The 13,024-nt window shown below is 73.2% G+C and carries 10 protein-coding genes; 1 reads left to right on the forward strand and 9 read right to left on the reverse strand.

The features are described 5' to 3' along the window. Nucleotides 1-20: 20 nt before the first annotated feature. On the reverse strand, nucleotides 21-1,715 hold the full coding sequence (locus IG74_RS0113125; RefSeq protein ID WP_030674783.1) for a flavin monoamine oxidase family protein: 1,695 nt from the start codon (nucleotides 1,713-1,715) through the stop codon (nucleotides 21-23). Nucleotides 1,716-1,769: 54 nt separating this feature from the next. Next, nucleotides 1,770-2,567, reverse strand: coding sequence for a carbon-nitrogen hydrolase family protein (locus tag IG74_RS0113130; RefSeq protein WP_030674785.1), 798 nt, complete (start codon nucleotides 2,565-2,567; stop codon nucleotides 1,770-1,772). Nucleotides 2,568-2,937: 370 nt separating this feature from the next. On the opposite strand from IG74_RS0113130, the gene IG74_RS0113135 reads away from it, so the two are divergent. Then, a complete protein-coding gene (locus IG74_RS0113135) occupies nucleotides 2,938-3,546 on the forward strand; it encodes a Repetin (protein ID WP_107058929.1) in 609 nt (202 codons plus the stop codon). Between the two features lie 140 nt (nucleotides 3,547-3,686). On the opposite strand, the gene IG74_RS0113140 is transcribed toward IG74_RS0113135, so the two are convergent. The 7 genes from IG74_RS0113140 to IG74_RS0113170 form a co-directional block, all read right to left on the reverse strand. Then, the gene (locus tag IG74_RS0113140) at nucleotides 3,687-4,142 is read right to left on the reverse strand and encodes an Lrp/AsnC family transcriptional regulator (RefSeq protein ID WP_030674789.1); all 456 of its coding nucleotides are present in this window, start codon (nucleotides 4,140-4,142) and stop codon (nucleotides 3,687-3,689) included. A gap of 25 nt (nucleotides 4,143-4,167) precedes the next feature. Next, nucleotides 4,168-5,661 (reverse strand): amino acid permease, encoded by a 1,494-nt coding sequence (locus tag IG74_RS0113145; RefSeq protein WP_030674791.1) that lies wholly within the window; start codon nucleotides 5,659-5,661, stop codon nucleotides 4,168-4,170. A gap of 423 nt (nucleotides 5,662-6,084) precedes the next feature. Then, complete coding sequence (locus IG74_RS0113150) at nucleotides 6,085-7,527, reverse strand: GuaB1 family IMP dehydrogenase-related protein (protein ID WP_030674792.1); 1,443 nt, start codon at nucleotides 7,525-7,527, stop codon at nucleotides 6,085-6,087. 162 nt (nucleotides 7,528-7,689) lie between these two features. Further along, complete coding sequence (locus tag IG74_RS0113155; protein WP_030674794.1) at nucleotides 7,690-8,919, reverse strand: MFS transporter; 1,230 nt, start codon at nucleotides 8,917-8,919, stop codon at nucleotides 7,690-7,692. 200 nt (nucleotides 8,920-9,119) lie between these two features. After that, nucleotides 9,120-11,996, reverse strand: a complete 2,877-nt coding sequence (locus IG74_RS0113160; RefSeq protein ID WP_030674797.1) for an ATP-binding protein — start codon at nucleotides 11,994-11,996, stop codon at nucleotides 9,120-9,122. 97 nt (nucleotides 11,997-12,093) lie between these two features. After that, nucleotides 12,094-12,501, reverse strand: coding sequence for a barstar family protein (locus IG74_RS0113165; RefSeq protein WP_037825234.1), 408 nt, complete (start codon nucleotides 12,499-12,501; stop codon nucleotides 12,094-12,096). 13 nt (nucleotides 12,502-12,514) lie between these two features. Beyond that, entirely contained in the window at nucleotides 12,515-12,943 is a 429-nt protein-coding gene (locus tag IG74_RS0113170) for a ribonuclease domain-containing protein (protein ID WP_030674804.1), read from the reverse strand. Between the last annotated feature and the right edge of the window lie 81 nt (nucleotides 12,944-13,024).

Here is a 13,024-nt window from a genome sequence, read left to right on the forward strand (position 1 = left end):
GGTGCGGGGCCCCGGTCGCCTCAGTCCTCCGGCAGCTCGACCGGCGCGATCTCGTCGTAGAGGTCGCCGGGGCCGGGGTTCGTCGCGTCGGTGGTGCCGCCCAGGTGGTGCATGACGCCCCACACGGCGTTCAGGGCCGTCGTCACGGCGCCCTCGGCCCAGCCCGCCGTCCAGGAGATGTCGTCGCCCGCGAGGAAGATGCCGCGCTTGTCCTCGGGGAGGCGGTCCTGCATGAAGTGCGTGAACAGGCGGCGCTGGTAGCGGTAGTGGCCCGGCAGGTTGGCCTTGAACGCGCCCATGAAGTAGGGCTCGTTCTCCCAGGACACGGTCACCGGGTTGCCGATGATGTGCTTCCTGATGTCGACCTTCGGGTAGATCTCGCCGAGCGACTTGAGCATGACGTCCATGCGCTCGTTCGCCGACAGCGGCAGCCACTTCAGGCTGTCGTCGCACCAGGTGTAGGACAGGCAGATGACGGCGGGCTTGTCCGGTCCGTCGTCGAGCAGGTAGGTGCCGCGCGTCATCCGGTCGGTGAGCGTCATCGACATGACGTCCCGGCCCGTCTCCTCGTCCTTGTCCAGCCAGAAGGGCCGGTCCACGGGCACGAAGAGCTTCGAGCTCTCCATGTAGTGGGTCCGCTCCATCGCCGTCCAGTGGTCGATGGGGAACAGCGAGTCGTCGCACTCGATCTTGGAGAGCAGCATCCAGGACTGGGCGGTGAAGATCGCCGTCCGGTAGGTGCGGATGTCGCCGTTCGCGTCGGTGACCGTGATGTTGTTGCCCGCGGTCCGGTGCAGACGGGTCACGGCGGGCTTCGGCACGCGGCCCTCGTGCAGCTCGGCGAGGGAGGTGCCGAGCGGCCAGTGCACGATCTTCTGCGGCTCGCGGTCCCACAGGCGGAGCGGCAGCTGCTGCGAGCCGCCGACGATGCCGCGGTGGTGGTCGTCCGCCTCGGTGTAGACGACGCGCAGGATCTCCAGGATGGAGTTCGGGAAGTCGGTGTCCCAGCCGCCGGTGCCGAAGCCGACCTGGCCGAAGATCTCGCGGTGCCGGAAGGACTTGAAGGCCTCGGACTCGCAGAGGAAGCCGTAGAAGGTCTGGTTGTCGAGCTTCTCGACGAGCTTCGCCCAGATCTCGCGGATCTTCGGCACGTCGCGCTCGCGCAGCGCGCGGTTCATGTCGGAGAAGTCCGCGCCCTCCTCCAGGCAGTCGTTCCACGCCTTCGCCACGTCGCGGTAGACCTGCGGCAGGTCGGCGACGGTCTCCGCGTAGTGCGACTCGCCCTTGAGGTCGACGACGGTCGACGGCGTCGACTCCGCGAGGGGGTTGGGGAACGGCCGGGTCTCGAGGCCCACCAGGTCGATGTAGTGCTGGAGCGCCGTCGAGGACGGCGGGAAGCGCATCGCGCCCATCTCGGCGGTCAGCGACGGGTCGCAGCCCTCGAAGCCGACGGTGCGAAGGCGGCCGCCGATCTGGTCGGCCTCGTACACGACGGGCTTGAGGCCCATCTTCATCAGCTCGTACGCCGCCACGATGCCGGACAGGCCGCCGCCGATGACGGCCACCTCGGTGCCGTGCTCGGTCGCGGGTATCTGCCCGAGCCCCGCCGGGTGGGCGAGGAAGTCGTCGTACGCGTACGGGAAGTCCGGCCCGAACATGGTGATGGGCGGCTGCGCGTCGGTGTGCTGGACGGCGGTGGGCACCGTGGACGTCATGGGGTACGGACTCCTTGCACAGTACGGAACGGTGGTGCGGGTGGGGACTCGGCCTCAGCCGAGGGACGCGTACAGGCCGGGGCGGCGGTCGCGCAGATAGGGGTTGGCCTCGCGGGAGGCGGCCAGGAACTCCGGGTCGGCGTCGGCGAACACCAGCTCGTCGCCGCGCCCGGCGCGGGCGCGGGCCACGCCGTCGGGGCCCGCGAGCGTCGACAGGCCGACGAACTCGAACTCGCCCTCGTGGCCGACGCGGTTGACGTACGCGACGTACATCTGGTTCTCGAAGGCCCGCACGGGCACGACCGACTCGGCGACGAACTGGAAGGGGTGCATCTGGGCCGTCGGGACGAGCAGCAGGTCGGTGCCCGCGAGGGCGTGCGCGCGGACGTTCTCCGGGAACTCCACGTCGTAGCAGATCATCAGGCCGATCCGGACGCCGTCGAGCTCGGCCTGGACGACCGTCCGCTCGCCGGGCGTGAAGTGGTCGCGCTCGAAGCAGCCGAAGAGGTGGGTCTTGCGGTAGTTCGCGAGGCGGGTGCCGTCGGCGTCGATGAGCTGGACGGCGTTGTAGACGTGCTCGCCGTCGCGCTCCGGGTAGGCGTAGGCGACGGCCAGGCCGTGGCGCACGGCGATGTCGGCGACGGCGTCGGCCGCCTCGCCGTCCGCGGGCTCGGCCAGGCGCGGCACGTCGTCGCCGATGGCGTAGCCCGTCAGGAACATCTCCGGCGTCACCAGGAGCCGCGCCCCGGCGGCCGCGGCGCGGGCGGCGGCCTCGTCAAGGACCTTGAGGTTGGCGGCGACGGAGCCGGGACGACCCGAGCTCTGGAGCAGGGCGGTGCGCAGCGGCGGCATGGCGGACCTCGGGGGCACAGGAGGGGCGCGGACAGGTGGAGTGAGTCGGATAGACCGTACGTTTCGCGGGAGTGACGGGACAAGACACGACCGTTGCGCCTGCCCGTACGATCCGTTGCGCGTCGAAGGCCCCGGGCGGAGATTCGTTGCGGGGCGGCGTACGGGTGGCGTATGGACGGCGTACGAGGCGCGTCTGCGCGGCGTCCCTCGTGCTACGGGGGTCAGACCTGGGGCCCAGTCGGCCGCGCCGCGGCTCCCCCGCGCGGGGGAAGCGGAGAGCAGCCTCGGGCCCGACGTGCCGGGGCCCCTGTGCGGGAGATCGTGAAGTCACCCGGAACGACCGGGCCACTTCGACAGACGGAGGGCTCCCGTGAGCCGCATCACCTTCACCCGCAACAGCACCCGCGCCCTCGCCGTGAGCGCCGCGCTCCTGGTCACCGCGGGGGTGGCGGGCGTCGCCGTCGCGTCCGGCGAGGACGTCACGCGCCCGGTCCCGGTCGCCGATGAGCAGGCGAAGCCCCGTGAGGCGGCCGCGCTCACCGGCACGGGCAAGATGTTCCGCAAGACGACGGAGGACGTCACCTTCACCTTCGACGCCCACCTGGCCAAGCGGCACAACGGCGACCCGGGCAAGGCCACCGGCACCTTCAAGTTCGTCCACCTGGACAAGCCGGGCGGCAAGGGCGGCTGGGCCAAGGGCCGGATCGACTGCCTGGTGACGGGCGGCAAGGTGGCGACGGCGACCGGAATCATCACCGAGACCAACCTCAAGGAGATCAAGGGCGGCCGCGTCGGCTTCAGCGTCCACGACCAGGGCAAGAACGATCGCGTCGGCTACAGCTGGGGCGCGACCGGCGGCCCCACCGGCGACAAGAAGCTGCCCAAGTGCAACAGCGCCGCCCCCTTCGAGAAGCTCAAGAAGAACACGGGCGACTTCCACGTGACCCCGTGGAACCCGCCGTACCCCGAGGCCCGCTGAGCCGGGGCGCGGGCTGCCCGCACGGGGGTCGGGCGGCCCGCGCCCCGCAGAGGCAGCGCCCCGAAGGGGCGCGGGGCGTTGCCGATGTGCGGCTTCGCCGCGTGGGCGCGCCGAGCCACAACGCACCCGCAGCCGAAGAACTAGGCGGGAGACCCCGAAGAAAACCGTCGCATCAGCGGCGAAAGCACCAGCACCGACTTGGTCCGCTCCACGAACGGCTCCCCCGCGATCCGCTCAAGGACCCGCTCGAAATGCCGCATGTCCGCGGCGAAGACCTGTACGAGCGCGTCCGCCTCCCCCGTGACGGTGGAGGCGGACGCGACCTCCGGGTAGCGCTCCAGACCGCGCTGGATCGCCTCCGGAGAGGTGTTGCGGCGACAGTAGATCTCGATGAACCCCTCGGTCTCCCAGCCGAGCGCGGCGGGGTCGACGCGGACGGTGAACCCGGTGATCGCTCCGGTGGCCCGCAGCCGGTCCACGCGCCGCTTCACGGCGGGCGCGGACAGGCCGACGAGCTGGCCGATGTCGGCGTAGGAGCGGCGGGCGTCCTCGGCGAGGGCGTGCACGATGCGTTCGTCGAGATCGTTCAGTCGCACTGGGGGTCGTTCACTTCTCTGCGTGTCACTTCACTGCGGAGGCCTCCGCGGCGGGCGGTTCGGTCTCCAGGCGGGAGCGGCGCATCCCGTACAGGAAGTAGAACACGAGCCCGACGACCATCCAGACACCGAAGACCTTCCAGGTCGCCGCGTCGAGGTTGTACATGTTGTAGGCGCAGAAGCCGAAGCCGAGGACCGGGAAGAGCCAGCCGAGCGGCACCCGGAAGGTGCGCGGCATGTCGGGCCGGGTCCGGCGCAGGATGATCACGGCGACGTTGACCAGGCCGAAGGCGAAGAGCGTGCCGATGCTGGTGGCGTCGACGAGCTTGCCGAGCGGGATCACGGAGGCGAGCGCGCCGCAGAACAGGGACACCAGGACGGTGTTCACGCGGGGCGTGCCGGTCTTGCCGCTGACCTTGGCGAACGTCTTGGGCACGAGGCCGTCGCGGGACATCGCGAACAGCACGCGGGTCTGGCCGTAGAGGACGGTCAGGACGACGCTGGCGATGGAGATGACGGCACCGGCGGCGAGCAGCGTGCCCCAGACGTTCTGACCGGTGACGTCGTTCATGATCGCGGTCAGCGACGCCTCGGAGCCCTCGAAGTCCTTCCAGTTCCAGGCGCCCACGGCGACGGCGGCGACCAGGACGTACAGGGCGGTGACGATGACCAGCGAGAGCATGATCGCGCGGGGCAGGTCGCGCTGCGGGTTCTTGGCCTCCTCACCGGCGGTGGAGGCGGCGTCGAAGCCGATGTAGGAGAAGAACAGGCTCGCTCCGGCCGCGCTGACCCCGGCGACGCCGAGCGGCATGAAGTCGGAGTAGTTGCCGGACTTGAAGCCGGTGAAGCCGACCGCGCAGAAGAGCACGAGGGCCGCGATCTTCACGATCACCATGATCGTGTTCGCCCGTGCGGACTCCTTGGCGCCGCCGAGCAGGAACACCATGGCGAGCAGCACCACGATCAGGCCCGGCAGGTTGATGATCGCGCCGTCGACCTCGCCGGGCGCCGCGGAGAGCGCGTCCGGGATGGTGACGCCGATGGTGCCGTCGAGCAGCTCGTTCAGGTACTCGCCCCAGCCGACGGCGACGGCCGCGACGGACACGCCGTACTCCAGGACCAGGCACCAGCCGCAGACCCAGGCCACGAGCTCGCCCATCGTCGCGTACGCGTACGAGTACGAGGATCCGGCGACCGGGATGGTGCCCGCCAGCTCGGCGTAGGACAGGGCCGAGAACAGGGCGGTGAGACCGGCGATGACGAAGGAGATCGTCACGGCCGGACCGGCCTTGGGGACGCTCTCGCCGAGCACCACGAAGATGCCGGTGCCGAGCGTCGCGCCGATGCTGATCATGGTCAGCTGCCACATGCCGAGGGTCCGGCGGAGCGTGCCGCCCTCGCCCTGGCCGCCCTCGGCGACCAGGCGGTCCACCGGCTTGCGCCGGGTTATTCGGCTGCCGAAACCGGCGCCGCCCTGGGGGCGGGGGCGGGTCTTCGGGGGTGCGCCCTGGTCGAGCACGGGTGGCTCCTTAATCGCTGCCGGTCGAAATGGCCGGGACCCACGGCAGCCCGGGCATCACCACGGGAACCCACCGAGCAGGCAGTCCCCGCCACGCCACGTACAGCGCCAGACTCTAAGCGGTTCCGCTTCCCAGCCGAAATGCAGCAACGTTGCGCACCCACACAAGATCGTTGCGTGAGCGTCGATTGTATGGACCTTTATTGCGCCGTCCCTTTCGTCCGTTGCGTGACGCCCGATTTGTCCGTCGATTGGGATTCCGTTTGTTTCCGCTCCGGCCGCCCCCGGATCGGCCCCCGTACCCCGCCCGTCGACCGATCCGTATTCCGTTTGTGATCTTCCCGAAGCACTGGTGAAACGCCGACGGCCCCCGCGAGTGAACTCGCGGGGGCCGTCGATGAGTTGGCCCGAGGGGCCGGTGGGTCAGCTCCAGCTGGCGTGCAGCGGCTTGCCCTCGGCGTATCCGGCGGCGCTCTGGATGCCGACGGTGGCCTTGTCGGCGAACTCCTCCAGGGAGCCGGCGCCGGCGTAGGTGCAGGAGGAGCGGACGCCCGCGATGATCGAGTCGATCAGGTCCTCGACGCCCGGACGCGCCGGGTCGAGGAACATGCGGGAGTGCGAGATGCCCTCCTCGAACAGCGCCTTGCGGGCGCGGTCGTAGGCGGACTCCTCGGACGTGCGGTTGCGCACGGCACGGGCCGAGGCCATGCCGAACGACTCCTTGTAGGCGCGCCCCTGGGCGTCCTGCTGGAGGTCGCCCGGGGACTCGTACGTGCCCGCGAACCAGGAGCCGATCATGACGTTCGACGCGCCCGCGGCGAGCGCCATGGCGACGTCGCGCGGGTGGCGGACACCGCCGTCGGCCCAGACGTGCTTGCCGTACTTCTTGGCCTCGGCGGCGCACTCCAGGACGGCGGAGAACTGCGGGCGGCCGACGCCGGTCATCATGCGGGTGGTGCACATGGCGCCGGGGCCCACGCCGACCTTGATGATGTCGGCACCGGCCTCGATCAGGTCGCGGACGCCCTCGGCGGCGACGATGTTGCCCGCCACGATCGGCACCTGCGGGTCGAGCGCGCGCACGGCCTTGACCGCGGCGATCATCGACTCCTGGTGGCCGTGCGCGGTGTCCACGACGAGCGTGTCGACGCCCGCGTCGAGCAGCTGCTTGGCCTTGCCCGCCACGTCGCCGTTGATGCCGACGGCCGCCGCGACGCGCAGCTTGCCGTCCGCGTCCAGGGCGGGCTTGTAGAGGGTCGCGCGCAGGGCGCCGGTGCGGGTGAGGATGCCCGCGAGGCGGCCGTCCTTGTCGACGGCGGGCGCGTAGCGGCGGTTGGCGCCGTCCAGCTTGTTGAACGCGTCGCGCGGGTCGATGTCCGCGTCGAGCAGCACCAGGTCCTTGGACATGACCTCGGACAGCTGCGTGAAGCGGTCGACGCCGCTCAGGTCCGCGTCCGTGACCACGCCGACCGGCTTGTGGTCCTCGTCCACGACGACGCCCGCGTTGTGCGCGCGCTTGGGCAGCAGCGCGAGCGCGTCGGCGACGGTCTGCGAGGGGGCGAGGACGATCGGGGTGTCCAGGACGTGGTGGCGCGTCTTCACCCAGGAGATGACGTCGGTGACGACCTCGATCGGGATGTCCTGCGGGATGACGACGAGGCCGCCGCGGCGGGCGACGGTCTCGGCCATGCGACGGCCCGCGATCGCCGTCATGTTGGCGACGACCAGCGGGATCGTGGTGCCGGTGCCGTCGGGCGAGGCGAGGTCGACGCCCTGGCGGGAGCCGACGGCGGAGCGCCTCGGGACCATGAAGACGTCGTCGTACGTCAGGTCGTACGCAGGCTGGATGTCATTGAGGAAACGCACGTGCTGCTCATCCCAGTCGATCAGAGGTGGCCCCCGAACCGGACAGCCGGGGGAAAAGCACGTACTTCATTGTCCCATGCCCAACCGATTGCGCCGCCTGGGACGATCCCCCAGGCGGCGCACGAACCCCCTGGTCAGATCCTCCAAGGGCGGTACCGTCCGCTAGATCTTCTTGGTGCGCCACACGGCGAGCGAGGTGAGTGCGGCGAGGACCGCGCCGAACCCGAGGACCGCGGTGAGGGCCACCGTGCTCACGATGACGCCGCCGAGCGCCGCGCCCGAGGCGATGGCCAGGTTGAACATCGAGGTGTTCAGGGCGGTCGCCGCCTCGGTCGAGCCGGGCGCGGCCTTGAGCACCCAGGTCTGCACGGCCACCGGGATGCCGCCGAAGGCCAGGCCCCACAGCACCAGGAGCGCGATCCCGGTCGCGGGGCTGCGGCCGATCAGCGGGAACAGCGCGAGCACGACCGCGAGCAGCACGCTCATCGTGATGATGGTCGCGCGGACGTTGCGGGTCGCGGTGATGCCCGCCAGGACCGTGCCGCCGATGCCCGCGAGCCCGTAGACGAGGAGCAGCGGCCCGATGAGGCTCTCGCTGACGCCGGAGGTGTCCTGCAGCAGCGGGCTGATGAACGTGAAGGCCGCGTAGTGGCCGCCCACGAGCAGGCCGGTGGCGATGACGCCCGCGCGGACCGTGCGGTTGCGGAACTGCCGGGGCAGCTCGGCCAGGCGCACCGGCTCGGTGGCGGGCAGGCTCGGGAGCAGGAACACCAGGCCCGCGACCACGATCAGACCGAGCCCGGCGACGGCGAGGAACGCGACGCGCCAGTCGGAAAGCTCGCCGACGAACGTCGCGGCGGGCACGCCGATGACGTTGGCCGCGGTCGCGCCGCCGAAGACGAGCGCGGTGGCCCGTGGGATGTGCCGTTCGGGCACGAGGCGCACGGCGATGCCCGCCGCGAGCGCCCAGAACCCGCCGATGCTGATGCCCACGACGAACCGCGCGACGAGCAGCAGCGCGAAGCCGGACGCGGCGGCCGACAGGGCGTTGGCCGCGACCATCAGCGTGATCAGGGCGAGCAGTACGAGCCGCCGGTCGAGGCGCCCGATGAGGACGGGAAGGACGGGCGCGGTCACCGCGGCCACCAGGCCCGGCAGCGTCACCAGGAGGCCGACCGCGCCCTCGGAGACGTCGAGCCCGTTGCTGATCGAGGTGAGCAGGCCCACCGGAAGGGCCTCGACGGTGATCATGGCGAAGGTGCCGAGCGCCATCGCCACGACGGCCAGCCAGGTCTTGACGGGGACGCGGTCCGGCGGCGGCGCGGGCGTGGTGCTGGAAGTGGCGGGAGCACCGGGGGTGGCAGGGGTGGCTGACGTGCTGGAGCCGGACATGGCTGAACTCCCGTTCCGAGCGGTTCGCTTGGGGCTGTGCGCGGCGGTTCGAGCCGCGAGGAACACGCTAGGAAGCGGCGCCCGGAGGCGAATCAGTCACGTGACTGGTGTGCCTCCGTCATCGGTCCTGCGCCGGCCTCGGCCCGGCCCCCGTCCCGCCCCCCACCTGCGACGTCCGCTCGTGCGCGCGGGCCACCGGCTCACGTGCCCAGGTCCATGCGGGCCAGCTCGCCGCGCGAGGCGACGCCCAGCTTCGGATACGCCTTGTAGAGGTGGTAGCCGACGGTGCGCGGGCTGAGGAACAGCTGCGCCGCGATGTCCCGGTTGCTCAGGCCGGTCGCCGCGAGCCGCACGATCTGGAGCTCCTGCGGCGTGAGCCGGTCGAGCAGGCCCGGCTCGCGGTCGCGGACGGGCGTGGTCTCACCGATGGCCCGCAGTTCGGCGCGGGCGCGCTCCGCCCACAGCGGGGCGCCGACCGCGTCGAACAGCTCCAGGGCCGCGCGCAGCCGGGGGCGGGCGTCGGTCCTGCGCAGGCGGCGCCGCAGCCACTCGCCGTACAGCAGCTCGGTGCGGGCGCGCTCGAAGGGGCGCTGGTCGTGCAGGGGGCCCTGGTGGGCACCGACGGCCTCGGCGAAGAGGGCGTCGGCGGGCTCGGCCTGCGCCGTGGCCCCGGAGGCCCCGGCAGCCCCGGAGCCCGCCTCCGCCGTGGCCCCCTCCACCGTGGCGAGCAGCGCGCGGCAGCGCAGGGTGACGGCCCGCGCCCAGGGCTGCCCGGTGGCGTCCGCCCACTTCGCGAACGCGGCGGCCGCGGCCGCGGCCCGCTCGGGCCTGCCCACCCGCACCGCGCTCTCCACCAGGTCGGGCAGGGCGTACAGGGCGAAGCCGCCGTGCCCGTGCGGCCCGGCCCACAGGTCCTCGAGGCGGTGCAGGGCCTCGTCGTGGCGGCCGTGGCCGAGGTCGAGCAGGGCGAGCGCGCCGGACGACCAGGCGCCCGCGATGGGCAGGCCCTGCGCGGCGAGCTCCTTGGTGACGGCCCGGCAGCGGTCCTCGTCGCCCTCGGCCGCCGCGATGTGCGCGAGGACGCCGCGCAGGTTCCCGGCGAACAGGCCCTGCGCGGTGTCCTCGGCGATCCGGACGCCCTCGGACGCGGCCGCGGTGGCGTCCCGCAGCCGGCCCATGAGCAGCTGGGCCCGCGCGAGGTGGAACAGCGCGGCGGGCATCAGGCCGATCGCGTCCCCGGCCCGGCAGTCCCGTTCGAGCGCGCTGGCCCGCTCGTACGCGGCGTCCAGGTCGCCGATCAGCTGGTGCCACCAGTGCGTGCTGGCGCGTTCCCACAGACCGGGCGCGCTCACCGTGCCGCCGGGCGCCTCGACGAGGGCACGGGCGGCGGGCAGCCCACCGGCCGGGTCGCCGAGCGCCACGGCGGCCAGGCCGTCGACGGCGGTGATCAGTCGCGCGGCGGCGGGCGCGGGGTGCGCGGCGCTGGCCGCGGCGTGCGCGCCGGACGGAGACGGCCGCAGGGCCGTGAGCCCGGCCGACGTCCGCGCGATCATGCCCGGGTCGTTGAGCGCCCAGGCGGCGGACATCGCGTCCAGGAACATGTACGCGGCGACCTCCGCGTCGTACGGCCCGACCGCGGCCGCCCCGTCGACGAGGAGGGCGTGCGCGGCGCGCTGGTCGCCGCGGGCGTTCGCGGCGGTGGCGCGGATGCGGGCCAGCCGGGCGCGGGTCAGCGGGTCGTGCGGGTACGCGGCCGCCCGGTCCGCGAGACCGGCGGCGCGCTGCTGCTCGCCCGCGTTCTCCACGGCCTCGGCCGCGGCGACGAGGCGCCGGGCGCGCTGCTCCTCGCCGGGCGAGAGGGCGGCGGCACGCTCGTACGCGGCGGCCTCCGCCTGGTGCCCGCCGCGGCGCCGCGCGGCCTCCGCGGTGCGCTCCAGGTCGGCGGCGACGCTCTCGTCGGGCCCGGTCGCGGCCGCCGCCCGGTGCCAGGCGCGGCGGTCGGCGGTCGTGGCCTCGGCGAGGGCCCGGTGCGCCGCCGTGCGCAGCGACAGGGGCGCGGCGCGGTACACCGCGGACCGGCTCAGCGGATGGGTGAAGCGCAGCCGCCCGTCGGCCACGGAGACCAGCCGGCTCGCTTCCGCGGCGGCCAGGTCGTCGAGCGAGGCGTCCAGAGCGCGCCCGGCGGCCAGCACGGCGCCCAGGTCGCCGGTGGGCTCGGCGGCGGCGACCACGAGCAGGTCCTGGGCCCGGGCGGGCAGGGCCCGCGCCCGGTCGAGGAAGGTGCGCTCGACGCGCTCGGAGACCGGCCGCGAGCCCAGGTGGAAGAAGTCGGCGTGCAGGTCGCCGGAGCGCTGTGCGGCGCTCAGCGCGGCGGGCAGCTCAAGGAGCGCCAGCGGATTGCCGCGCGCCTCCTGGAGGATCATGCCGCGCACGTGCGCGGGCAGGCCGTCGGCGTGCCGGTGGAGCAGCCGCGCGCCGGTCCGCTCGTCGAGGCCGGTGAGCCGCAGTTCGGCGAGGCCCGACGCGGGGAAGGGATGTCCGTCGCGGACCGCGAAGACCAGCGCCACGGGGTCGGAGCCGAGCCGCCGCGCGGCGAAGAGCAGCGCGTCCACCGACGCCTGGTCCAGCCACTGCGCGTCGTCGACGAGGACGAGGAGCGGCCGCTCCTCGGCGATCTCCCCGAGCAGCGAGAGCACCGCGAGCCCCACGAGGAAGCGGTCGGCGCTGCTCCCGTGCCCGGCGCCGCCCGGCTCGTCGTCGGCCGCGCGGACGCCGACGTCCAGGCCGAACGCCGCGCGCAGCGCCCGTGCCTGCGGCGCGGGCAGCGCGTCGAGCCGGTCGGCGTGGGCGCCGAGCAGCAGGTGCAGCCCCGCGAAGGCCAGCTCCGACTCCGACTCGATGCCGAGCCCGCGCAGCACCCGCAGGTCCGTGGCCCGCTCGGCCGCGTGGTCCAGCAGGGCGGTCTTGCCGATCCCGGCCTCGCCCCGCACGACGAGGACCCCGCCCCGCTGCTTCCTCGCCCCGTCGAGCAGCCCGTCGACGACGGCCCGCTCCTCGTTGCGCCCGTACAGCTCCATGCCCCGTTCCCCCCGTGTGCCCGCACGGCCGCCGGGTGTGCCCGGCGTCCGTCCGGTGTGTCGTCGCGCCCCTGCGCCGCCGGTCCGGCGTACCCCGTCAGTCCGAAGGGCCGAGCGCCAGCACGATCTCCAGTGCCGTGTCCTCGCCCCGCCAGTGCTCGACCGCCGCGGCGAAGACGTCCTGCGCGATCTCCCAGTCGCCCGGTGCCCGGCGCGCGTACTCCTGCCAGCCGGTGACGGCCACGAGCCGCCCCCGGGCCTGCGGCTGCCACGACAGGTCCGTCAGGCAGTCGGCCAGCGCGTCCCAGTTGCGCCCGAACCACCGCGGCAGCGCGAACGCGGTGGCGCACCGCTCCATGAAGGCGTCCTTGTCCCGGACGCCGCTCAGCTCCAGGGCGACGGTGTGCCACCCGGTGCCGCGCACGGCGCCGAGCACTCCCGCGAGCGTCCCCGGCGAGCCGCCGTCCGCCGCGGGGTCCCCGCCCGCCCAGTCACCCGTCGTCACGCTGCCGCCTCCGTCATCTCAGCACCGCCTTGAACGACGCGTAGTGGTCGTCCGTGTAGTACGTCTCGTGCTCGCGCCCCGTGACCAGGCGCCGGGCGCCACGGCCGCGCTCTCCCGGCGTACGGACGGTGTACTCGCGGTAGTAGCCGCGCGGCTCACGGGGCAGCCGACCCTCGAAGTTGCCGAAGACGGTGCCGTCCTTCGGGTACGGGAAGGGCCCGCCCTCGTCGATGAGGCGCAGGGTCCTGCGGGCCTCGGCGGGCAGCCGGTCGGCCGTGACGGTGGCCATGCCGCGCGCCCAGGCGGGCGTCGAGGCGGGCCTCGATGCCGTGCCGCCGTCCCGTGCCGTGCCGCTGTCCCGCTCCGTCCCGCAGCCCGTGACGAGGGCCGCGAGACAGACGAGCAGCGCGCACAGGACGCGCCCCGCCGACCGAATGATCATGGGCCCGATGCTGCCACAGCCTCCGCGCACCGGCACGCGCCGGCGTCCGGACGCCGGACACCACCGGGCCCCTGGTCATCC

Origin of the sequence: Streptomyces sp. NRRL B-1347 (assembly GCF_000720325.1) — a bacterium.
Taxonomy (GTDB): Bacteria; Actinomycetota; Actinomycetes; order Streptomycetales; family Streptomycetaceae; genus Streptomyces.